Raw genomic sequence first — 21,065 nt, forward strand, 5'->3', positions numbered from 1 at the left:
TGGAGACCCCATGGCTCATCTGCCTTCCAGACGCCGCCTCGCTCTCGCGGTGCCCGTCGTGCTGTCGCTGACGGCCTCCCTCGGCTTCCTGCCGACGGCGGCCACCGCGGCCCCCGTCACGACGTCCGCCACCCAGACGGCCGACGCCGGAACCCTGGCGTACGTCGTCAACACGAAGGTGGACCACCGCACGATCGGTTCGGTGAAGAAGGCGATCGCCTCGGCCGGCGGCACCGTCGTCGCGGCCTACGACAAGATCGGCGTGCTCGTCGTCCATTCGGCGAACCCCGACTTCGGCCCGCAGATACGCGCGGTGCGCGGCGTGCAGTCGGCGGGCGCGACCCGTACCGCGCCGCTGAGCCTCGCCGGGACGACCGACGAGGGCGCCGCACAGGTCCTGTCGCAGGCGCAGGCCGCGAAGATCGAGAAGGCGTCCGACGCCGCGGGCCAGAGCGAGCCGCTCGAGGCCGACCAGTGGGACCTGCGCGCGATCGGCGCCGACAAGGCCGCCGAGATCAACCCGGGCAGCAAGAAGGTCACGGTCGGCGTGATCGACACCGGCGTGGACGACACCCACCCGGATCTCGCGCCGAACTTCTCCGCGTCCCAGTCGGCGAACTGCGTCGGCGGCGTCGCGGACACCAGCGAGGGCGCGTGGCGCCCGTACACCGTCGACGACTACCACGGCACGCATGTCGCCGGTGAGATAGCCGCGGCCCGCAACGGGATCGGCGTGGCGGGCGTCGCGCCCGGGGTGAAGGTCGCCGGCATCAAGGTGAGCGACCCCAAGGACGGCCTCTTCTACCCGGAGAGCGTCGTCTGCGCCTTCGTGTTCGCAGCCGACCACGGCGTCGAGATCACGAACAACAGCTACTACGTCGACCCGTGGCTCTACAACTGCATGGACGACCCCGACCAGAAGGCGATCGTCGACGCGGTCAACAGGGCCCAGCTGTACGCCCAGAAGAAGGGCACGCTCAACGTCGCCTCGGCGGGCAACTCCAACCACGACCTGGACGCCGACTCCCTGGTCGACACCTCCAGCCCGGACGACTCCACGCCGGTCGAGCGGACGATCGACCCGCACGAGTGCTTCGACGTGCCGACCCAGCTGCCGGGTGTCGTCACGGTGAGCGCGACGGGCGTCAAGGGCACCAAGTCGTACTACTCCACGTACGGCCTGGGCGCGATCGACGTCGCGGCTCCGGGCGGCGACCGGTACCAGATACCGGACACCCCGTCGGCCAACGGCCGCATCCTGTCGACGATGCCGAACAACGCGTACGGCTTCCTCCAGGGCACCTCGATGGCGTCCCCGCACGTGGCCGGTGTGGCCGCGCTGCTGAAGTCGACGCACCCGTGGGCGACCCCGGCCCAGTTGCAGGCGCTGCTCAAGGCGCAGGCGAACAACCCGGGCTGCCCGACCGAGCCGTACGACGGCAACGGTGACGGTGTCGTGGACGCGACCTGCGTCGGCGGCAAGCGGGTGAACGGCTTCTTCGGCTTCGGCGTCGTGAACGCGCTGCGCGCCGTGAAGTAGCACGCGCCGTGCAGTAGCACGTCGCGAGGGGCCGGGCGGATCATCCGTCCGGCCCTTCGTCGCGTCCAGGGGACACATGCATCGATCACCATATTGATCACATACATTGATTGGATCAATACTGCACAATGAAATCATGACTCAGATCAAGTTCGTCTGGGCGGAACTGGGCGGCGATCCCGCCCTTCTCGCGCGCGTGTCGACCGTCGTCCGGGAGGGCGCCCTGCCTGCGCGCCTCCCCGTGCGGGAGCTGGCGCGGGCCTGCGTGGGCGCGTGCGCGCTGGCCGGCGCCGAGCTGGGGGCGCGACGGGCCGCCCTCGCGGAGGTCCCCGCGGTGCGGGTGGACGACGGGGCGGTGGCCACCGCGTTCACCAGCGAGCGGCAGATGCTGGTCGACGGGCGGGCGCCGGTCCTCTTCGCCCCGCTGTCCCGGTTCTGGCGGACGGCCGACGGCTGGGTGCGCACCCACGCCAACTATCCGCACCACCGCGCGCGGCTGCTGAAGGCGCTGGGCCTGCCCGAGGACGCCGACCCGGCCACCGTGGCAGCCGCGCTCGGCGAGCGCTCCGCCCTGGAGGTGGAGGACGCGGTGTACGCGGCCGGGGGCCTGGCCGTCGCGCTGCGCACGCCCCAGGAGTGGGCGGCGCACGAGCAGGCCGCCGCGATCGCCGCGCGCCCCTTGGTCGAGCGGGGCCGGCTGGACGGGGCACGCACGCGTGCGTTCGCGCCGCTCGACGGCGTCCCTGTGCTGCCCGCCGCCGGGCTGCGCGTGCTGGACCTGACCCGGGTGCTCGCCGGGCCGGTCGCCACCCGCACCCTCGCCCTGCTGGGCGCGGACGTCCTGCGCGTCGACGCGCCCCACCTGGCCGAGCTGCCCGACCAGCACGCCGACACGGGCTTCGCGAAGCGCTCGGCGCTGCTGGACCTGACGGCGACGGCGGACCGGCGCGTCTTCGAGGAGCTGCTCGCGGCGGCGGACGTCGTGGTCACCGGGTACCGGCCGGGCGCTCTGGACCGGTTCGGGCTCTCTCCCGAGGCGCTGGCCGGGCGTCGGCCCGGGCTGGTCGTGGCGCAGGTGTCCGCGTGGGGCGCGTACGGGCCGTGGGGCGAGCGGCGCGGCTTCGACAGCCTGGTGCAGGCGGCCACCGGCATCGCGACCGTCGAGGGCTCGGCCGAGCAGCCGGGCGCACTGCCCGCGCAGGCCCTCGACCACGGCACCGGCTACCTGCTGGCGGCGGGGGTACTGCGGGCGCTGACCGAGCAGTCGTGCGACGGCGGCAGCCGGTTCGTGCGGCTGGCGCTGGCGCGGACCGCGGCGTGGCTGACCGAGGACGCCCGGATGGACGAAGCCGAGGGCAAAGGGACGACCAAGGCGGAGGCCCCGAGGACCGGCGGGGACGCGCGCGTGGACCCGCGGCCCTGGCTCACGGAGGCCGACAGCCCCCTCGGGCGGCTGCGGTACGCCCTGCCGCCGGTGTCGTTCGACGGCGGGCCGCGCGACTGGGCGCGTCCGCCGGGGGCTTGGGGGGCCGATCCGGCGCGCTGGCTCTGACCTCTCGCCACGGGTCGGGACAACCCGAACCGATTTGCCCCACTTTGAGACGCATGGTGAGGTTCCCGCCATGGCGCTCATACGACCGACCAACACAACGGGCTCCGGCTCCGGCTCCAGTTCGGGCTCCGGCTCCGGCTCTGACTCCGGTTCCGTTTCCAGTTCCGGCTCCGCACGCCGTACCCGTACCCGTCCCGGTCCCGGTCCCGGTCTCGGCCGAGCCGTGGCCGTGCTCGTCCTGGTGGGACTCGGCGCGCTGGTCCCGCTGCTCGGGCCGTCCGTCGCCGCGCACGGCACCGGGCAGGCCGCGGCCCCGGACTCCGCAGTGGTCGCGCTGCTGCGAGCGGCGCTGTTCGCCGCGCTGTGCGTGCAGGTGGGCGAGGTGTTCGCGGCCGGGCTGGCCCGGCGGGTGCCCGGGGCCCCGCCGGGCCGGCCGGGCGGCTGGGCGCCGTACGCGGCCGTCGTGGGGTTCGCGGCCGCGGCGACCGCCGGAGAGCTCGCGCCGCAGGGCCACGGCTCACGGTCCGGCGTCCTGGCCCTGCTGGAGGCGATCGCGTTCGCGGTGGCGGGGCTGTGCGCCCTCTCGCGTCGGCCGGGCCGTCAGCTGTGGCCGCTGGCCGTGGTGGTCCTGGCGGAGGCGCTGCGCGCGCATCCGCCGACCGAGCACACGCCGTTGATCGGCTCCGCGCTGACGCTGGTGCATCTGACGTGCTCGGCGCTGTGGGCGGGCGGACTGCTGAACGTGCTCCGCACGCTCCGGCGGTGGGACGACGCGGAGGCCGGCGGCGCACTGCTCGGGCTCTACGCGCGCGTGGCGGCCGTTCTGTTCGCCGGGGTCACCGCGACCGGGCTGTGCAGTTCGCTGCGCCGGCTGCCGTCGGGGCCGGTGCTCGACGAGCTGACGACGACGGCGTACGGGCGCGTGCTGCTCGCCAAGGTGCTGCTGGTCGGCGCGGTCGCCCTGCTCGCCCTGTGGGCGCGCACCCGGCTGCGGCGGGCCCCCGACCCGCGGGCCGCCTGCTCCCCCGCGCGCGTGGAGGTCGTCGCGCTGGGCGTGGTCGTCGCGGCGTCGGGGTTGTTGACCGCCTTGCCGTTGCCGATCAATGGTTGACGCTCATCTGTTGACCAGGTGGACCGACCGTCAGGTGGTGACCATCACCTTGAGGGCGGTGCGCTCGTTCATCACAGGCGCACGACACCCGGACCGACGAGGGTCCTTCTCGTTGCTCGTGCGATCGGTGCTGTCCGGTGCGCTCAGAGGGTGGTCGAGCGCACTTCACGGTACGTCGTCGCCGGCGTGCGTCGCTCGCCGAGGGCGCCGCGGACCAGCAGGAACTGCGCGGCGAGGTACGTGAGCATGATCCAGAGGTCGGGGCGCGGGGGCTGCGGCCAGTCGGCGACGCCGGTCGCGATGAGCGTGTCGGAGAGCAGGAACAGCACGCCCCCGGCGCCGGCGACCGGACCGAGCCGGGTGGTGGCGGCGTACGCCATGACGGTGAGCAGGGTGCTGTAGACGGCGACGGGCAGGCGCAGTTCCGATGGGAGGCCGGGCCACAGCAGGGCGACGGTGGCGAGGGCGGCGGTGGCGTAGCAGGGGGCGAGGAGCGCGCCACGCGCGCGTGGGCGGCCGATGCGAGCGAACAGCGCGAGGTAGCAGAGGTGTCCGGCGGCGAAGGAGGCCATGCCGGCGAGGAAGGCGGGGTCGGCGTCGGACAGGAGCAGGACATCGCCGCCCCAGCCGCACAGAAGGGCGGCGACCAGGAGCCGGGGTGCGCCGCGCAGGGCCGCCCAGGCGGCGAGGAGGGGCATGAGGAGCGGCTTGGCCACGACATGCCCGGCGTCGAAGCCGACCGCGAGGCTGAGCAGGTCGACGACGGCGGCGAGCGCGAAGAGGACGAGGAGGACGGGAGAGACGGCGAGGGCGCGGGACCGGGGTCGGGGCCGGGGTCGAGTCACGCGGACGTGGGCTCCTCAGCCGGGGCGCCGGGCGCGGACGTGAGTGCGGGCGCGGGCGCGGGTTGCCAGCCGGGGCCGCGGAAGACCCGTCCGGCCCGCTCTCGCCAACTGCCCGCCGTCTTCACGTCCTTGACGATCGCGACGTATTCATGCGTGGCCACCTTGATCGGGTTGAACGTGTTGATGTTCTTGGTCAACCCGTAGACGGGCCGGTCCACCTCGGGCACGAACGAGCCGAAGAGCCGGTCCCAGACGATGAGGATGCCGCCGAAGTTGCGGTCCAGGTAGCCGCCCTGGGAGGCGTGGTGGACGCGGTGGTGGGAGGGCGTGTTGAACACGAACTCGAACCACCGGGGCATCCGGTCGATCCGCTCGGTGTGGATCCAGAACTGGTAGACGAGGTTCGCCGAGGAGCAGAACGCGAGCGCGGCGGGGTGGACGCCGGCGGCGACGAGCGGGACGTAGAACGGCCAGACGGTCAGCGTGGTCCAGGGCTGGCGCAGGGCGGTGGTGAGGTTGAACTTCTCGCTGGAGTGGTGGACGACGTGGCAGGCCCACAGGACGCGGATGACATGGTGCCCGCGGTGCGACCAGTAGTAGAAGAAGTCCTGCGCGAGCAGCATCAGCGGGAGCGTCCACCACAGGACGGGGACGCGCAGGGGCGTGAGTTCGTAGATCGCCGTGTAGATCGCGACGATCGGGATCTTCCAGACGAAGTCGAAGACGAGACTCCCGAGCCCCATGCCGACGCTGGTCACGGCGTCCTTCGTCTCGTATCCGGCCGCGTCCTCGTCGGGATGGATCCGGACGCTGATCACCTCGACCACGTTGAGCAGCACGAAGGCGGGTATCGACCACAGCACGACATCGGGCAGGTTCGGCATGCAGGCACCGTAGAACCGCTGGTGGGCTGCGGCTAGACGTTGTTACCCACAAGTATTCGCAGCGGTATGCGCTTGCTTGTTGGCGATCTCCGCCAATGGCCGGCCCAAGCGGTGACGCGACTTCCCGCCGGCGATCGCCGGAAACCCTCTCGACGCCGTCGGCGGGCGTGGCCACGGGCGCCTCAAGTTCGGCCCACCAGTCACCGTCCACGGGCGACCGGCCGGCCAGGGTCTCGGCGAGCATCGCCCGGGTGGTCTCGGGCTGGCCGGTGAGCCGGTCGGCGTTGACCAGGTCGAGCACGGCCCGCTCGTCGTCCGCTTCGTAGCGCCGTACCGACAGCCGCGTCGGCGGACGGTCCGTCCCGGAGCGCGTCGTCCTGCCTCCTCCTGACCGTTGCCATGGGCCGAGCGGGAGTGGGTCCTGTTGCCAGGATCCATGCTCAGTTCCCCACCCCGGCCGCCCCCAGCACCGACCCCACGAGATACGTCACCCCCATCGCCAGCGCGCCGCCGCCCACGTTCCGCAGGATTGCGCGGCGGGGGGCGGCCGCGCCCAGGCGGGCGCTGCTCCAGCCCGTGACGGTCAGTGCCGTCAGGACCGAGAGGACGGTCACCGGGAGGCGCCAGTCCGTCGGGGGCAGGACGATGGCCAGAAGGGGGAGCAGGGCGCCGGCCGTGAAGGCGAAGAAGCTGGCGACGGCCGCGTGCCAGGGGTCGGTGAGGTCGTCGGGGTCGATGCCGAGCTCCACGCGCGCGTGGGCCTTCAACGCGTCCCGTTCCGTGAGCTGGACGGCGGCCTCCCGGGCCACCTCCCGGGTCAGGCCCCGCTCCTCCAGCAGCTCGGTCAGTTCGTCCAGTTCGGCGTCCGGCTGCTCGCGCAGCTCCCGGCGCTCCAGGGCGAGGGCGGCCTTCTCGGAGTCCCGCTGGGTCGACACGGAGACGTACTCCCCCGCCGCCATGGACATCGACCCGGCGAGCAGACCGGCGAGGCCGGCCGTCAGCAGCGCCGAGCGGTCGTCCGTCGCGCCGGCGACGCCGACGACGAGGCCCGCGGTGGAGACGATGCCGTCGTTGGCGCCCAGGACCGCGGCCCGCAGCCAGTTCAGCCGGGATCCGAGCGAGCCGTCGTGAGCCTCTGCGTGGGTTTGTTCCGTCACAGCTGGGAGGATGGCATCCCGGGGGGAACGCGTCCCGCACCGACCCTCGCCCTGACCCCCTCCGCGGCCAACCGTTCACGGTCCTTCCTGAGTTGCCCCGCCGTCAGTCGACGGCCGCTCACACACGCGCGCGTGCGCACCACGAACTCCCGTACGACGCCGACGGCTTCTCCGACCCTTCCCCGGCCCTTCCCCGGCCCTCCCTCGGCGCTTTCCCGGCGCTTTCCCGGCCTGAGTCGGGGGCAGGTGCGGCAAGGTGTCGGTGGGGGCCCGTATCCTCAGTGACCATGCTCGAAGACCACACGACGACAGCGTCCTCCCCCACGGAGTGGCCGACCGCGTATCCCCAGGGGTACGCGGTCGTTGACGTGGAGACCACCGGCCTGGCCCGGGACGACCGGATCATCTCCGCCGCCGTCTACCGGCTGGACGCGCGCGGTGAGGTCGAGGACCACTGGTACACGCTGGTCAATCCGGAGCGGGATCCGGGGCCGGTGTGGATACACGGTCTGACGAGCCAGGTGCTGGAAGGCGCGCCCCTCTTCCAGGACGTGGCCGAGGAGTTCGCCGCCCGGCTCGACGGGCGGGTGCTCGTCGCGCACAACGCCGTCTTCGACTGGCAGATGATCGCGCGCGAGTACGCGCGCGCGGAGCGCGAGGCTCCGGTGCGGCAACGGCTGTGCACCATCGCCCTGTCCAAGGAGCTGGGCCTGCCGCTGCCCAACCACAAGCTGGAGTCGCTGGCGGCCCACTTCGGCGTCGTCCAGCAGCGGGCGCACCACGCGCTGGACGACGCGCGCGTGCTCGCGGAGGCGTTCCGGCCCAGTCTGCGGGCCGCCGCGGCGGGCGGTGTCCGGCTGCCGCTGCTGGAGTGCCGGCCGCTGACGGAGTGGTCCGACCGGCCCGCGCCCGTGATCGGCCGGCAGGCGAGCGGTCTTGGCGGCGGGCAGGGCGGCTACGGCAGCTATCGGCCGAGCAGTTGGCGGCCGTCCCGCAAGCGGCCCGCCTGTCCGTATCCCAACCCCGGCCGGTACGAGGACGACAAACCGCTCAAGCAGGGCATGCGGGTCGCGTTCTCCGGCGACACCTCGATCGAGCGCGAACTGCTGGAGGACCGGGCCGCCGAGGCGGGGCTGCATGTGGCGACCAGCATCTCGCGACTGACCAGCCTTCTTGTCACCAACGATCCCGACTCGGGCACGTCGAAGGTGGTGAAGGCACGCCAGTTCGGGACGCCCGTGGTGGACGAGGCGGCCTTCGGACAGCTCCTGCGGGATGTCGAGAGCGCCGACGACTGACCCGCGCGGGGGCGACCCGTACGTACGGGTGATTGGCACGCGACTCGCCCGCCGCCCGCTCGCCCGCGCGGGAACGACGGCTCACCCTGTGCCGCATGGCGAGATGCGAAGTATGCGGCAATGACTACGGTATGACCTTCGAAGTCCACGCTCAGGGCGCTGTGCATGTTTTTGACTGCTTCTCCTGTGCGATTCATCGCATGGCACCGATCTGCGAGCACTGCCGGGTCCAGATCATCGGACAGGGCGTCGAGGTCGAGGGGCACTGGTACTGCGGTGCGCACTGCGCCCGCGCGGAGGGCAGGGTGGGCATCATCGACCGAGTATGAGCTGACCCGGAGTATGAGCCGACCCGGCCCCTGAGACATCCGAAGATCGCCCCCGGAGGGCCTGCTTCCGGTACCCGGCCTGATGCGCCCCACGACCGAGTTGTACGGTCGTGGGGTGTACCGCTTCCTGTTGTCCCGGCAGTGGGTGATCCTCACGCTGGTCTCCCTCCTCCTCATCCCCACGATGATCAGGCTGGGCTTCTGGCAGATGCATCGCTACGACGAGCGCACCGCGCGCAACCAACTGGTCTCCGACGCCCTGGGCGCCGAGCCGGTGCCCGTGGAGACGCTGACCACTCCGGGCCACACCGTCACCCGCAGCGAGCGGTACCACAGGGTGACCGCCACCGGCGCGTTCGACACCGCGCACGAGGTCGTCGTCAGGCGCCGGGTCAACGCCGACGAGACGGTCGGCTTCCACGTGCTCACCCCGTTCGTCCTGACGGACGGCAAGGTGCTGCTGGTCAACCGGGGCTGGATCCCCGCGGACGGTCCGAGCCAGACCGCGTTCCCGAAGATCCCCGCGCCGCCGAGCGGCCGGATCACGGTCACCGGGCGGCTGATGCCCGACGAGACGACCTCGGCGAGCGGCATCAAGGACCTCAAGGGACTGCCGGACCGGCAGATCATGCTGATCAACAGTGAGCAGGAAGCCGAGCGCCTCGGCGTCGAGGTGCTCGGCGGCTACATCGCGCAGACCGCGCCCGAGCCGAAGGGCGACAGCCCGGAGCTGCTCGGCCGGCCCGGCAACGAGGACGCGGCCCTGAACTACGCGTACGCCATCCAGTGGTGGCTGTTCTCGGTGGGCGTCCCCGTCGGCTGGGTGATCCTGGTCCGCCGCGAGTCCCGCGACCGTGCGCAGGCGGCCGCCCAGCCGAAGGAAGAGACCGAACCGGCAACGGTCTGAGCGCTCCGCTGGACGTGCCGCGATGCGCCGTCGTGGCCGGTCGCGCAGTTCCCCGCGCCCCTTGGCCCGCTGCCGCACCGCAGCCGACTTCGCCCGGCCCTCGCCCGCGGGCCGGCGCGCCGGTAAACCTGGCGTCACTCGCCAGGCCGCACGCCTGATTGCCGCCCCGGTCCGCCGGGAACTCGCAATGCCATGCACCCCCGCATCGAGGACTACGCCCTCATCGGCGACGCTCAGACCGCGGCCCTGGTCGGCACGGACGGTTCCGTCGACTGGCTCTGCCTGCCCCGCTTCGACTCCGGGGCCTGCTTCGCCCGCCTCCTCGGCGACGAGGAGAACGGCCACTGGCGCATCGCCCCCAAGGACGTCGAGGGTCCCTGCACCCGGCGCGCCTACCGGCCCGACACGCTCGTCCTGGACACCGAGTGGGAGACCGCCGAGGGCGCGATCCGGGTCACCGACCTGATGCCCCAGCGCGACGAGGCCCCCGACGTCGTCCGCGTCGTGGAGGGGCTGCGCGGCGAGGTCACCGTCCGCAGCATCCTGCGCCTGCGCTTCGACTACGGGTGGGTCGTGCCGTGGATGCGCCGGGTGGACGGGCATCGGGTGGCCGTCGCCGGTCCGGACGCGGCCTGGTTCCGCAGCGAACCGGCCGTGCGCACCTGGGGCGAGGACTTCTGCACGCTCTCGGAGTTCACCGTCGCCGAGGGCGAGTCGGTCGCCTTCGTGCTGACCTGGCACCCCTCGCACGAGACGCGCCCGCCGCTGGTGGACCCCTGGGAGGCGCTGCGCGTCAGCGTCGAGGACTGGCAGGCGTGGTCCGCCCGCTGCCGCTACCGCGGGCCTCACCGGGACACCGTGCTGCGCTCGATCATCACCCTCAAGGCCCTCACCTACGCCCCGACCGGCGGCATCGTCGCCGCGCTCACCACCTCGCTGCCCGAGGAGCTCGGCGGGATCCGCAACTGGGACTACCGCTACTGCTGGCTGCGCGACTCCACCCTCACCCTCGGCGCCACCCTCGCCGCCGGCTACCACGAGGAGGCCGAGGCGTGGCGCGACTGGCTGCTGCGGGCCGTCGCGGGCGACCCGGCGGACCTGCAGATCATGTACGGGCTGGCGGGCGAGCGCCGGCTGCCCGAGTGCGACCTGCCCTGGCTGTCCGGCTACGGCGGCTCCCGGCCCGTGCGCATCGGCAACGGAGCGGTGGACCAGCTGCAACTGGACGTCTACGGCGAGGTCATGGACTCGCTGTCGCTGGCCCGCACGGCCGGCATGTCGACCAAGCCGCACATGTGGGCGGTGCAGTGCGCGCTGATGAACTGGCTGAGCGAGAACTGGCGGCAGCCGGACGAGGGACTGTGGGAGGTGCGCGGCGGCCGGCGGCAGTTCGTGCACTCCAAGGTGATGGTGTGGGTGGCCGCCGACCGGGCCGTCCGCGCGTTGGAGGAGCGCCCGGAGCTTCGCGGCGACCTGGCGGGCTGGCGGGCGATGCGCGACGAAGTGCACCAGGAGGTGTGCGAGCAGGGCTACGACGCGGCGCGCAACACCTTCACCCAGTACTACGGCTCGGCCGACCTGGACGCCTCCCTGCTGCTCATCCCCCGCGTCGGCTTCCTGCCGCCGGAAGATCCGCGCGTCGTCGGCACCGTCGACGCGATCCGCGCGGAGCTCGGGCACGGCGGCCTGGTACGCCGCTACAGCACGGAGGGCGCGGCCGTCGACGGTCTGCCGGGCGCCGAGGGCACCTTCCTGGCCTGCTCGTTCTGGCTGGCGGACGCGCTGCACATGACGGGCCGTACGCAGGAGGCGCGGGAGCTGTTCGAGCGACTGGTGGGCCTGGCCAACGACGTGGGGCTGCTGGCGGAGGAGTACGACCCGGTGGCCCGCCGGCACCTCGGCAACTTCCCGCAGGCCTTCAGCCACATCGGTCTGGTGCACACCGCCTTCGCCCTGTTCGGCGGCGAGGAGGCAGGATAGGGGCCATGGATCTTGGACTGAAGGACCGGGTGTACGTCGTCACCGGGGCCACGCGCGGCCTGGGCAACGCCGCCGCGCGCGAGCTGGTCGCGGACGGCGCGAAGGTGGTGCTCACCGGCCGTGACGACCGGCGGGCCGCCGAGGCGGCCGCCGAGCTGGGGCCGAACGCCGTCGGCGTCGCCGTGGACAACGCCGATCCGCAGACGGCGGCCCGGCTCATCGCCGCGGCCCGGGAGGCCTTCGGCGGGTTCGACGGGGTGCTGGTGAGTGTGGGCGGGCCGCCGCCCGGGTTCGTCGCGGACAGCACGGACGAGCAGTGGCAGACCGCGTTCGAGTCGGTGTTCCTCGGCGCGGTCCGGCTCGCGCGGGCGGCCGCCGCCGAGTTGGAGGCCGGCGGGGTCATCGGGTTCGTGCTGTCGGCCTCGGTGCACGAGCCGATCCCCGGGCTGACGATCTCGAACGGGCTGCGGCCCGGGCTCGCGGGGTTCGCCAAGTCGCTGGCCGACGAGGTGGGGCCGCGCGGGATCCGGGTGATCGGGCTGCTGCCGTCCCGGATCGACACCGACCGGGTGCGCGAACTGGACGCGCTCTCGGCCGACCCGGCGGCCACCCGGGCCGCGATCGAGTCCCGCATCCCGCTGCGGCGCTACGGGACCGCGGAGGAGTTCGGCCGCGCGGCGGCGTTCCTGCTGTCCCCCGCCGCCTCCTACCTGACGGGCGTCATGCTGCCGGTGGACGGCGGGATGCGGCACGGGTTCTGACCGACCCCTCGATGGCGGCGGCGGTCAACTGACCCTTTCCGCCTTGTGCTTGGCCGCCTTCAGCCGGACCTCGGCCGGAAGGGCCTCCAGGGCCGCCGAGTTCCTGGCGTGCGTCAGCGCCTGTGCCGTGAGCTCGTCGAGGACGGTCGCCGGGTCCACATGGGGTTCCAGCAGGAGCCGCACCCGTGCCTGCGGCGCCTCCCGCCGGCCCGTCAACGCCACGTGCGCGTGGGCGACGCCGTCCGCCCGGCCCGCCTCGCCCGTGAGCACGCCCTCCAGGGCGCGGCCCCGCAGCAGGGCTCCCGCGCCGTCGCCGGTGTCGACGAGGACCTCGCCGAGCCGACGGCGGCGCAGGACCGCCGTCAGCCACCACAGGGCGAGCAGGACGAGCAGGGCGAGGACGGCGATGACCGTCGGCCACCACCAGGCCTCGTCGCGCCACCGCGTGCGTTCGGCGGTGCTGAGGAGGACGTCGTGGCGGCCGTCGTGGATCCACCAGGACGGCGGGGAGGCGCCCAGGCCGACGGCCAGCACCGAGCCGCCGACGGCCAGCAGCAGCAGTCCGGTCAGGCCGAGGAGCACGCGGTTCACGGTCGCGGGCATCGCGCTCACCCCTTCTTCCCGGGTCGCCGTACGTGGACCGAGAGCGCGGGCGGCCGGGTCAGGCCCAGGCCGCGGACCGCGTGGGTGAGGACGGCGTCCAGGTCGGCGCGTACGTCGTCCAGGTCGCGGAAGTGGCAGACCGCGCGGACGTCGGCCTTGCGGCGGCCGGCCCGGACCCGTACCGACTGCACGCCGGCGACCTCCATGGCCCGGTCGCGCAGCACCAGCGCGGCGGCGGCCCGCTGGAGGCCGGCGCGGACGTCGGGCTGCGGGCGGTCCATCTGCAGGACGTCCCGCAGCCCCGGGGTGACGGCCAGCAGAATCAGCCAGGCGCCGAGGGCCGCCGCGACGCCGGCGCCGACCAGCACCCAGATGTCGTCGAGGGGGCGCTCGGCGAGCTGCCGGGCGAGTTCGCTGCGCCAGGCCATGGCCTCCCGGTCGGCGCGGACGGCGGCGACGTCGTAGAGGAAGGCGCCCGCGACGACGAGCAGCGCCACCGCGACGATGCCGGCCGGGACGCGGCGCGCCGACCAGAAGCGGTGGCCCGCGGGCCCGCCCCGGCCCGGGTGGTGGTCGTCCGGTGGCGGCGGCTCCTTCTCCAGAACAGGCGCCGTGCCGCTGTTGCTGCCCTGCAAGCTTCCGGGCTCGCTCATCGCGTCCTCCCGTGTACCGTGCCGGGGGCCGAGGTCAGGTGCAGCCGTTCGACCTGGACGGCGACCTCCGGAACCTCCATTCCCACCAACGCGCCTACCCGCTCGGTGACATGACGACGCACCTCGTGGCAACGGGCGCCGATGTCGGTCGGATAGTCGAGTTCCAGCTGGACCCGGACGTGCGCGGCTTCGACGGAGGTCCCGCCGCCCGGACGCGACGGGGGGTGGGGGCGCACGACGACGCTGGCGTGCGGGCGCCCGGCGTCGGGCGGCAGCGGCCCGACCGCCTCGCGCGCCGCCTGAGCGGCGATCTTCGCCACGACCCGGTCGGCGATCCGGGTCGCGCCGCGTTGCCCCGCCGGGACGACGGTGGAGCCGGTGCCGACGGCGTCGCCCCCCGCACTGCCCTCGGTCACGGACGTCACCGCCGGCGGTCGTCGCGGGTGCGGAAGAAGTCGCCGAGTTCCAGGTCCCCCTCCAGGAACCGGCCGACGACGAACCCGATGGCGCCCAGTGCCGCCACCAGCAAGAAGGCCCCGAACCCGCCGAAGTACCCGGCGAAGCCCAGCGCCATGCCGGCGATCATGCCGACCACGGCCATGCTCAACGTGCTCTCCCCTCGACGGTCCGGTCACCCGGCCGTAGGTGCGTCACTGGATGCGAGGCTCCGGCTCCTCGTCCTCTTCGTCGGGCAGCTTGACGTCGCTCACCGCGATGTTGACCTCGACGACCTCCAGGCCCGTCATCCGCTCCACGGCCGCGATCACGTTCTCCCGCACGGCCTGCGCGACTTCGGCGATGGCCACGCCGTAGTCGACGACGATCTCCAGGTCGAGCGCGGTCTGCACCTCGCCGACCTCGGCCTTCACTCCTCGGGTCACGGACTTCGAGCCGCCCGGCACCCGGTCGCGCACGGCGCCGAAGGTGCGGCTGAGCCCGCTGCCCATCGCGTGGACGCCGAGCACGTCCCGCGCCGCGAGGCCTGCGATCTTCTCCACGACTCCGTCGGCGATGGTGGTCCGCCCACGGGTCGCCGGTGCCCCGCCGCCGCGCCTGACGGCCTTGCGGGTCTGCAGCGGCTCGGCGCCGCCTTCGGGGGTCTGCGTCCGGTTCTGTTCCGCCTGATCGGTCATCGCCGTAGGTCCTCACATCCGGTTCGGCTCTCGTCCCTTCAACCACGGTAAGCGCGGTTGCCCGACCGCGCTCAGGTGATGCGGCAGGCTGGAGCAATGACTGCGGACGGATGGACGAGCGCGGTACGGAATCAGCTTGGCCTCGGCAGGCTGCTCCCGCTGGGCGGACCGCGCGACGGCGCGTGGATCACGGAGGCGGCGGCGCAGGCGGTGCTGCGGCGGGCGGTGCGGACGGTGCCGGGCGTGCGGCTGGGCACGCTGCGGCTGGGGCCGGCGGATGCGGAGGCGGAGTTCGAGTCCGTGGTGCCGGTTCCGCCGAGCGGGCTGGCGCCGGGGCCGTTGCGGGTGACGGCGGAGTGCGCGGCCGGGCCGTCCGAGCCGCTGCCGACGGCGGCCTCCCGGCTGCGGGACGCGTTGGCGGCGGCCGCGGACCGGCTGGGGCTGGTGGTGTCGGAGGTGGACCTGGAGGTGACGGCGCTTCTGGACGAGGTCCCGGCGGCCGAGCCCGAACAGTCCCCGGCGCCGGTACCGGCCGGGCCCGCGCTGAGCGGGGACGAGGCGCTCGCGGCCGCGGCGGCACTGTCCGTGCCGGGCGTGACGGGCACGAGCGGCGTCCTCGGCCGGGCCGTCCGCATCGAGGAGCACCAGGTGGCGACCACGGCAGCCGCGCTGCCGCGCCGCCACGCACGCGTGGAGATCACAGTCGCCGCGGACCACCCGGCCCTGACCGTGACCCGAGCGGTCCGCACGGCGGTCGCAGAGGCACTGCCGGACCACCCGACGGTCGCGGTACTGGTGACGGCAGCGAACTGACTGCCGTGGGCACAGCCGCTGCCGTCGGCTCGCGAAGGGCTGTCACCGGCGGGCAGCCGGACGCGGTCACGCGGATGCCGGCATGCGGGGGGCGCTACTCGCCGATGCCGGCCAGGTCGCGCAGGCGGCGGGACTGGGCTGCTCGTTCGGCGGTGCGCTGGTCGTCGTAGGTGCGGTCGGCCGCGCCGCGCAGGAGGGCCTTCGTCTCGATGACGGCCTCCCGGGGCGCCGCGAGGACGGCCGCGGCCAGCTCGCGCGTGGCCGCGTCGAGCTCCGGCGCGGGCACGGCGAGGTTGGCGAGCCCGGTGCTCACCGCTTCCTCGGCGTGCACGAACCGGCCGGTCAGGCAGATCTCGACCGCGCGGCCGTAGCCGACCAGCGAGACGAGGGGATGCGTGCCCGTGAGGTCCGGCACCAGGCCGAGGCTGGTCTCGCGCATCGCGAACTGCACGTCGTCGGCGACGACGCGCAGGTCACAGGCGAGGGCCAGTTGGAAGCCCGCGCCGATGGCGTGGCCCTGAACGGCGGCGATGGACACGAGGTCGTTGCGCCGCCACCAGGTGAAGCCCTCCTGGAACTCCGCGATGGCGGCGTCGAGTTCGGCGTCGCCACTGCGTGCGAGATCGATGAAGGACCGCTCGCCCTCGATCCCCTCGGGCGTGAACATCTGCCGGTCGAGCCCCGCGGAGAAGGACTTGCCCTCGCCGCGCAGCACCACCACGCGGACGGAGCCCGGCACCAGCCGCCCGGCCTCGACGAGCGCCCGCCACATCGCGGGGCTCTGCGCATTGCGCTTGGCAGGGTTGGCCAGCGTCACCGTGGCGAGCGCGTCGTCGACGGTGAGCCGTACGCCGTCCTTGTCGAGCAGGGGAACGAGTTCCTGGTCGGGCGTGGCCATGGGGCGCCTCCGATGGGTGCGGTCAGCTAGCGGTCAGCTAAGTGACTGCACAGTAACCACCCGGCCGATCGGAAGAACGACCGGGTGGCCACCATCGAAGCCGGCGGGCCGCCCGGGGGTCAGGACGAGGCAGCCTTCTTGCCTCGCGTCGCCCCGCCACGCCCACGAAGCGTGACGCCCGACTCGCTGAGCATCCGGTGCACGAAGCCATACGAGCGGCCGGTCTCTTCGGCCAGCGCCCGGATGCTCGCACCGGAGTCGTACTTCTTCTTCAGGTCTGCCGCGAGCTTGTCGCGCGCGGCGCCGGTTACCCGGCTGCCCTTCTTCAGAGTCTCGGCCACCCGTGCCTCCTCATGGGAAGTGCGCTCTGGTCCCCTCATGATCACCCCTCCGGGGCCCGATGGCCACCCATTCGGCAAGGTCCGTGCGACATGGTTTTGACGACAGGAGCGCACACCCACAAATGGAATCTGTGATTCCACCCAGTGTCGTTCGTGGGGCCGAACGGGTTGTTCCGAGAAGTAGCAGGTCAGAGACGCGCAACGGCCGATCCCTTGTCGACAAAGGGATCGGCCGAGAAATCGATGTACGACACACCTCGATACGAGGAGATCTCACACAGATGATGGATCACCGGTAGGCCGAATGATCCAGACGAATGATCCAACGCTGTGGATCACGCATTCGATCAGGCCAGAGCGACCAGATCCGCGTAGTCGGAACCCCACAGATCCTCGACCCCGTCGGGCAGCAGGATGATCCGCTCGGGCTGCAGCGCCTCCACCGCGCCCTCGTCGTGGGTGACGAGGACGACCGCGCCCTTGTAGGTACGCAGCGCGCCGAGAATCTCCTCACGGCTGGCCGGGTCGAGGTTGTTGGTCGGCTCGTCGAGGAGCAGCACATTGGCCGAGGAGACCACGAGGGTGGCGAGGGCCAGCCGGGTCTTCTCGCCGCCGGACAGGACGCCGGCGGGCTTGTCGACGTCGTCGCCGGAGAACAGGAACGAGCCGAGCGTCTTGCGGACCTCGACCAGGTCCAGGTCGGGGGCGGCGGAGCGCATGTTCTCCAGGACCGTGCGCTCCGGGTCGAGCGTCTCGTGCTCCTGCGCGTAGTAGCCGAGCTTGAGGCCGTGACCGGGGACGACCTCGCCGGTGTCGGGCGTCTCCACCCCGCCCAGCAGCCGCAGCAGGGTCGTCTTGCCGGCGCCGTTGAGGCCGAGGATGACGACCCGGGAGCCCTTGTCGATGGCCAGGTCGACGTCGGTGAAGATCTCCAGGGAGCCGTACGACTTCGACAGGCCCTCGGCCATCAGGGGGGTCCTGCCGCAGGGCGAGGGCTCGGGGAAGCGGAGCTTGGCGACCTTGTCGGCCTGCCGGACCGCCTCCAGGCCGGAGAGCAGCTTGTCCGCGCGGCGGGCCATGTTCTGCGCGGCGACCGTCTTGGTGGCCTTGGCGCGCATCTTGTCGGCCTGCGAGTGCAGTGCGGCGGCCTTCTTCTCGGCGTTCTGCCGCTCGCGCTTGCGGCGCTTCTCGTCGGCCTCGCGCTGCTGCTGGTAGAGCCTCCAGCCCATGTTGTAGACGTCGATCTGGGAGCGGTTGGCGTCCAGGTAGAACACCTTGTTGACGACCGTCTCGACCAGGTCGACGTCGTGGGAGATCACGATGAAGCCGCCGCGGTAGGTCTTGAGGTAGTCGCGCAGCCAGACGATCGAGTCGGCGTCGAGGTGGTTGGTCGGCTCGTCGAGGAGGAGCGTGTCCGCGTCGGAGAACAGGATGCGGGCCAGTTCCACGCGGCGGCGCTGACCGCCGGACAGGGTGTGCAGCGGCTGGCCGAGCACCCGGTCGGGCAGGTTGAGCGCGGCGGCGATGGTGGCGGCCTCGGCCTCGGCGGCGTAGCCGCCCTTGGTGAGGAACTCCGTCTCCTGGCGCTCGTACTGGCGCATCGCCTTGTCGCGGGTGGCGCCGCTGCCGTTGGCGATCCGCTGTTCGTTCTCGCGCATCTTGCGGATCAGGGTGTCCAGCCCGCGCGCGGAGAGGATGCGGTCGCGGGCGAGGGTGTCGAGATCGCCGGTGCGGGGGTCCTGGGGGAGGTAGCCGACCTCGCCGGAGCGGGTGACCTGGCCGCCGGCCGGGATGCCCTCGCCGGCCAGGACCTTGGTGAGGGTGGTCTTGCCGGCGCCGTTGCGCCCGACGAGACCGATCCGGTCGCCCTTGGCCACTCGGAAGGAGGCGTTCTCGATGAGGATGCGGGCACCGGCGCGCAGCTCGATGCCGGAGGCGGAGATCACGGACAGACTCCAGTGCGGGGTCGTTGGCGGGATGGGCGGCTGAGGACGTTCCCGCCGTCTAATGCGCGAGGAGAATGGCCATGACGCCAGTCTAACGGGACCATGCAAGGACTTTTTTCGGTTCAGGTGTTCGATCACGGATCGGGGGGCGTTCCCGGAGCACGGGTCGTTGTCAGTGCCGGGTGCCATGCTGGGCGACAGGTGGGCGAAGTGACAGATCCGGCAGGATCCGGCATGGGCACAAGGGAGTGATCGGCATGGCAGGCACGAACGGCGGGCGTCCGAGCATCTACCCGACGGTGTTGTACGCCGACGCGAAGGCGGCGATCCGGCAGCTCACGGAGGCCCTGGGCTTCACCGAGCTGTCCGTCTACGAAGGGGAGGACGGCTCGGTCGTGCACGCCGAGCTGGTGCAGGGCAACGGCGCGGTGATGCTGGGCTCGAAGGGCACCGGCAGCGTCTTCGACACGGCGATGAAGAACGCGGGCACGACCGGCGTGTACGTCGTGGTGGACGACGTGGACGCACACCACCGGCGGGCCGTGGAGCACGGCGCGGAGATCCTGATGCCCCCGACGGACCAGGACTACGGCTCCCGGGACTACATGGCCCGGGACATCGAGGGCAATCTGTGGAGCTTCGGCACGTACGCGCCCGAGATACAGGGCTGAGAGCCCCGTCGGGGCTCTCCGGCCACGGCTTACGGCACGGCTACTGCTACTGCTCCGGGTCCGGTGACGGCTCCGGTGACGGTTCCGGTGACGGCTCCGGCGGTCAGCTGCCTCCGGTGTGTACCTGGAAGGCGGCCCGGCGGACGGCCTTGGCCAGCGCCGGGTCGGGATGCGCGGCGGCCAGCGCCACCAGCACCTGCACCGTGCGCGGGTGCCCCACGGCACGCACCTCGGTCAGCAGGGCGGGCACGGTCGGCTGCAGCGCGGACTCCAGGTGCCGTACGAGCATCGGCGCCTCGCCGTGGTCGGCGACGGCCGCGGCGGTGTCGACCCACAGCCAGGTGGCCTCCTCCCGGGTGAGCACCTCGTGGGCGTCCTCCGGGTCCACCCCGTCGTGTTCGGCGAGCCACAGCAGCGCGTACGGCCGCAGGGCGGGCTCGTCGACGACCGCGCGGACGTCGGGCTCGGCGGGGGCGCCGACGACGCGCAGCGCCTCGAAGGCGAGGCCGCGCAGCAGGGCGTCGTCACCGCGGGCCGCGAACAGCAGCTCGCCGACGGCGCTGCCGACGGTGCGGGCGGCGAGCCAGGCGCGGTACTCGGCGCGGGCCGCGTTCGGGCGGAGCTGGGCGCAGCCGCGGAGCATGCCCTCGGCCGACTGCTCGATGTTGCCGGCGGGGCTCTGCGCGGCGACGCAGATCTGCTCCAGCTTGACCCAGACCGCCCAGCTGCCCAGCGGGGTGAGGGTGGCGTGTCCGGTGCCGTAGGTGAGGGCGCCCACGGAGCCGAGGGCGTGCAGCGCCCAGTCGAGGAGGGGGGCGAGTTCGGCGTCCTGCGCGGGCTCCGCGGGGTCGGCCTCGGCGACGGGGACCGAGGCGAGCGGGGTCGCGGCTTCGGACCCGGCGCCGTAGGGGACCTCGCAGCGCTCGGTGCGCAGTTCGGTGACGCGCTGGCGCAGCAGGTCCAGGAGCTGTTCCACGGGGACGGGCCCGGCGGACAGCTGGAGGAAGGAGAGCACCTGGGGCATGGCCGAGACGACCTCGGCGACCGCGGCGGGCTCCTGGTCCCCGGGCTCCGGGGAGGCGAGCGACCAGGCGTCGAACAGGGCGACCCAGCCGCGCAGGACGGCGCTGTCGTCCCGGTCCCAGGCGCGCAGCCGCCAGCCGGGGCGCGCGCTGTCGCCGTGCACCTCGACGAGACCCGCGAGGCGGGCGGTGTCCCAGTCGGCGCGGATCCGATCCGTGGTCAGGCCCAGATCACTGGCGGCCCGTTCGGCGGTCGTGTGGGAGAGCGTGGCCTTGCCGTCGGTGGTCGCGGCGTCTCGGCCGGGGCCGAGGGCGTTGTCGGCCCAGCGGGCGACACGCGCCGCGGCGGCCAGTCCGGAGCGCGCCATTCTGGCCAGCTCAGCGGGGGCCGGGGTGCCCTCCGGCGGGCGGGGTGCGGGGCGGCGCGGGCGCCGCTCGTTCACGGCTGAGGGAGCGGCGGCCAGGGGTCGCGGGCGGACGAGTCGAAGCCTGGAGTCGCGCGGGATACGGGACGTCACGGGTGCAGTCTTCCGGTTGACGGTCCGAAAACCCAAACGGAATGTCACGGCGGGCTACGGGACTGGCCAACGCACGGGGTTCCGCGAGGGCTGAAGAGGCGTC

The 21,065-nt window shown here is 72.9% G+C and carries 22 protein-coding genes; 10 read left to right on the forward strand and 12 right to left on the reverse strand.

Going from position 1 to position 21,065, the window contains the following annotated elements:
• Window positions 1–10 precede the first annotated feature (10 nt).
• From ACWCPF_RS20355 to ACWCPF_RS20365, 3 genes are all read left to right on the forward strand, one after another.
• Window positions 11–1,540 (forward strand): S8 family peptidase, encoded by a 1,530-nt coding sequence (locus ACWCPF_RS20355; protein WP_451046443.1) that lies wholly within the window; start codon window positions 11–13, stop codon window positions 1,538–1,540.
• Window positions 1,541–1,676: 136 nt separating this feature from the next.
• Window positions 1,677–3,092: a CoA transferase gene (locus tag ACWCPF_RS20360; RefSeq protein ID WP_451046444.1), complete on the forward strand. Its 1,416-nt coding sequence runs from the start codon at window positions 1,677–1,679 to the stop codon at window positions 3,090–3,092.
• 223 nt (window positions 3,093–3,315) lie between these two features.
• On the forward strand, window positions 3,316–4,203 hold the full coding sequence (locus ACWCPF_RS20365) for a CopD family protein (protein WP_451046445.1): 888 nt from the start codon (window positions 3,316–3,318) through the stop codon (window positions 4,201–4,203).
• Window positions 4,204–4,346: 143 nt separating this feature from the next.
• Here the strand turns inward: ACWCPF_RS20365 and ACWCPF_RS20370 are convergent, their stop codons facing one another.
• The 3 genes from ACWCPF_RS20370 to ACWCPF_RS20380 form a co-directional block, all read right to left on the reverse strand.
• Window positions 4,347–5,048, reverse strand: a complete 702-nt coding sequence (locus ACWCPF_RS20370; RefSeq protein ID WP_451046446.1) for a lysoplasmalogenase — start codon at window positions 5,046–5,048, stop codon at window positions 4,347–4,349.
• Entirely contained in the window at window positions 5,045–5,932 is an 888-nt protein-coding gene (locus ACWCPF_RS20375) for a sterol desaturase family protein (protein ID WP_451046447.1), read from the reverse strand. Before ACWCPF_RS20375 ends, ACWCPF_RS20370 begins: the two co-directional genes overlap by 4 nt.
• 440 nt (window positions 5,933–6,372) lie before the next feature.
• On the reverse strand, window positions 6,373–7,089 hold the full coding sequence (locus ACWCPF_RS20380) for a VIT1/CCC1 transporter family protein (RefSeq protein WP_451046448.1): 717 nt from the start codon (window positions 7,087–7,089) through the stop codon (window positions 6,373–6,375).
• A 287-nt stretch (window positions 7,090–7,376) separates the two neighbouring features.
• Between ACWCPF_RS20380 and ACWCPF_RS20385 the strand changes: the two genes are divergently transcribed.
• The 5 genes from ACWCPF_RS20385 (at window position 7,377) to ACWCPF_RS20405 (ending at window position 12,364) form a co-directional block, all read left to right on the forward strand.
• Window positions 7,377–8,387, forward strand: coding sequence for a DEDDh family exonuclease (locus ACWCPF_RS20385; RefSeq protein ID WP_451046449.1), 1,011 nt, complete (start codon window positions 7,377–7,379; stop codon window positions 8,385–8,387).
• Between the two features lie 95 nt (window positions 8,388–8,482).
• Window positions 8,483–8,716, forward strand: a complete 234-nt coding sequence (locus tag ACWCPF_RS20390; RefSeq protein WP_451046450.1) for a hypothetical protein — start codon at window positions 8,483–8,485, stop codon at window positions 8,714–8,716.
• A gap of 115 nt (window positions 8,717–8,831) precedes the next feature.
• The gene (locus tag ACWCPF_RS20395; protein WP_451046569.1) at window positions 8,832–9,623 is read left to right on the forward strand and encodes an SURF1 family cytochrome oxidase biogenesis protein; all 792 of its coding nucleotides are present in this window, start codon (window positions 8,832–8,834) and stop codon (window positions 9,621–9,623) included.
• Window positions 9,624–9,815: 192 nt separating this feature from the next.
• Window positions 9,816–11,603 carry a glycoside hydrolase family 15 protein gene (locus ACWCPF_RS20400; RefSeq protein WP_451046451.1) on the forward strand — a complete coding sequence of 596 codons (1,788 nt, stop codon included), beginning with the start codon at window positions 9,816–9,818 and terminating at the stop codon, window positions 11,601–11,603.
• A 5-nt stretch (window positions 11,604–11,608) separates the two neighbouring features.
• Window positions 11,609–12,364: an SDR family oxidoreductase gene (locus ACWCPF_RS20405; protein WP_451046452.1), complete on the forward strand. Its 756-nt coding sequence runs from the start codon at window positions 11,609–11,611 to the stop codon at window positions 12,362–12,364.
• Between the two features lie 24 nt (window positions 12,365–12,388).
• Here ACWCPF_RS20405 and amaP read toward each other — a convergent pair whose 3' ends face one another.
• Genes amaP through ACWCPF_RS20430 form a run of 5 tightly spaced genes read right to left on the reverse strand, consistent with a single transcriptional unit; the run spans window position 12,389 to window position 14,753 of the window.
• Window positions 12,389–12,967, reverse strand: a complete 579-nt coding sequence (gene amaP, locus ACWCPF_RS20410) for an alkaline shock response membrane anchor protein AmaP (RefSeq protein WP_451046453.1) — start codon at window positions 12,965–12,967, stop codon at window positions 12,389–12,391.
• A 5-nt stretch (window positions 12,968–12,972) separates the two neighbouring features.
• The gene (locus ACWCPF_RS20415) at window positions 12,973–13,620 is read right to left on the reverse strand and encodes a DUF6286 domain-containing protein (protein WP_451046454.1); all 648 of its coding nucleotides are present in this window, start codon (window positions 13,618–13,620) and stop codon (window positions 12,973–12,975) included.
• Window positions 13,617–14,036 (reverse strand): Asp23/Gls24 family envelope stress response protein, encoded by a 420-nt coding sequence (locus ACWCPF_RS20420; protein ID WP_451046455.1) that lies wholly within the window; start codon window positions 14,034–14,036, stop codon window positions 13,617–13,619. Before ACWCPF_RS20420 ends, ACWCPF_RS20415 begins: the two co-directional genes overlap by 4 nt.
• A 5-nt stretch (window positions 14,037–14,041) precedes the next feature.
• Window positions 14,042–14,227 (reverse strand): hypothetical protein, encoded by a 186-nt coding sequence (locus ACWCPF_RS20425; protein WP_351764570.1) that lies wholly within the window; start codon window positions 14,225–14,227, stop codon window positions 14,042–14,044.
• Window positions 14,228–14,270: 43 nt separating this feature from the next.
• Entirely contained in the window at window positions 14,271–14,753 is a 483-nt protein-coding gene (locus tag ACWCPF_RS20430; RefSeq protein ID WP_451046456.1) for an Asp23/Gls24 family envelope stress response protein, read from the reverse strand.
• A gap of 96 nt (window positions 14,754–14,849) precedes the next feature.
• On the opposite strand from ACWCPF_RS20430, the gene ACWCPF_RS20435 reads away from it, so the two are divergent.
• A complete protein-coding gene (locus tag ACWCPF_RS20435; protein WP_451046457.1) occupies window positions 14,850–15,566 on the forward strand; it encodes a nucleopolyhedrovirus P10 family protein in 717 nt (238 codons plus the stop codon).
• 94 nt (window positions 15,567–15,660) lie between these two features.
• Here ACWCPF_RS20435 and ACWCPF_RS20440 read toward each other — a convergent pair whose 3' ends face one another.
• From ACWCPF_RS20440 to ACWCPF_RS20450, 3 genes are all read right to left on the reverse strand, one after another.
• Window positions 15,661–16,464, reverse strand: coding sequence for an enoyl-CoA hydratase/isomerase family protein (locus ACWCPF_RS20440; RefSeq protein WP_451046458.1), 804 nt, complete (start codon window positions 16,462–16,464; stop codon window positions 15,661–15,663).
• A 119-nt stretch (window positions 16,465–16,583) separates the two neighbouring features.
• A complete protein-coding gene (locus ACWCPF_RS20445) occupies window positions 16,584–16,805 on the reverse strand; it encodes a helix-turn-helix domain-containing protein (protein ID WP_004002281.1) in 222 nt (73 codons plus the stop codon).
• Window positions 16,806–17,152: 347 nt separating this feature from the next.
• Entirely contained in the window at window positions 17,153–18,751 is a 1,599-nt protein-coding gene (locus ACWCPF_RS20450; RefSeq protein WP_451046459.1) for an ABC-F family ATP-binding cassette domain-containing protein, read from the reverse strand.
• Between the two features lie 257 nt (window positions 18,752–19,008).
• Between ACWCPF_RS20450 and ACWCPF_RS20455 the strand changes: the two genes are divergently transcribed.
• Window positions 19,009–19,422 carry a VOC family protein gene (locus ACWCPF_RS20455; RefSeq protein WP_358806651.1) on the forward strand — a complete coding sequence of 138 codons (414 nt, stop codon included), beginning with the start codon at window positions 19,009–19,011 and terminating at the stop codon, window positions 19,420–19,422.
• A gap of 103 nt (window positions 19,423–19,525) precedes the next feature.
• On the opposite strand, the gene ACWCPF_RS20460 is transcribed toward ACWCPF_RS20455, so the two are convergent.
• Entirely contained in the window at window positions 19,526–20,962 is a 1,437-nt protein-coding gene (locus ACWCPF_RS20460) for a hypothetical protein (protein WP_451046460.1), read from the reverse strand.
• Between the last annotated feature and the right edge of the window lie 103 nt (window positions 20,963–21,065).

The sequence above is a fragment of the Streptomyces sp. NPDC001858 genome (genome assembly GCF_053594615.1).

What these genes read in the sequence shown, in the direction of transcription:
- ACWCPF_RS20355 (WP_451046443.1), top strand. Translation starts at nt 11, where the DNA reads ATGGCTCATCTGCCTTCCAGACGCCGCCTCGCTCTCGCGGTGCCCGTC.
- ACWCPF_RS20360 (WP_451046444.1), top strand. Translation starts at nt 1,677, where the DNA reads ATGACTCAGATCAAGTTCGTCTGGGCGGAACTGGGCGGCGATCCCGCC.
- ACWCPF_RS20375 (WP_451046447.1), bottom strand. Translation starts at nt 5,932, where the DNA reads ATGCCGAACCTGCCCGATGTCGTGCTGTGGTCGATACCCGCCTTCGTG.
- ACWCPF_RS20385 (WP_451046449.1), top strand. Translation starts at nt 7,377, where the DNA reads ATGCTCGAAGACCACACGACGACAGCGTCCTCCCCCACGGAGTGGCCG.
- ACWCPF_RS20390 (WP_451046450.1), top strand. Translation starts at nt 8,483, where the DNA reads ATGGCGAGATGCGAAGTATGCGGCAATGACTACGGTATGACCTTCGAA.
- ACWCPF_RS20400 (WP_451046451.1), top strand. Translation starts at nt 9,816, where the DNA reads ATGCACCCCCGCATCGAGGACTACGCCCTCATCGGCGACGCTCAGACC.
- ACWCPF_RS20405 (WP_451046452.1), top strand. Translation starts at nt 11,609, where the DNA reads ATGGATCTTGGACTGAAGGACCGGGTGTACGTCGTCACCGGGGCCACG.
- amaP (WP_451046453.1), bottom strand. Translation starts at nt 12,967, where the DNA reads ATGCCCGCGACCGTGAACCGCGTGCTCCTCGGCCTGACCGGACTGCTG.
- ACWCPF_RS20415 (WP_451046454.1), bottom strand. Translation starts at nt 13,620, where the DNA reads ATGAGCGAGCCCGGAAGCTTGCAGGGCAGCAACAGCGGCACGGCGCCT.
- ACWCPF_RS20430 (WP_451046456.1), bottom strand. Translation starts at nt 14,753, where the DNA reads ATGACCGATCAGGCGGAACAGAACCGGACGCAGACCCCCGAAGGCGGC.
- ACWCPF_RS20435 (WP_451046457.1), top strand. Translation starts at nt 14,850, where the DNA reads ATGACTGCGGACGGATGGACGAGCGCGGTACGGAATCAGCTTGGCCTC.
- ACWCPF_RS20440 (WP_451046458.1), bottom strand. Translation starts at nt 16,464, where the DNA reads ATGGCCACGCCCGACCAGGAACTCGTTCCCCTGCTCGACAAGGACGGC.
- ACWCPF_RS20455 (WP_358806651.1), top strand. Translation starts at nt 19,009, where the DNA reads ATGGCAGGCACGAACGGCGGGCGTCCGAGCATCTACCCGACGGTGTTG.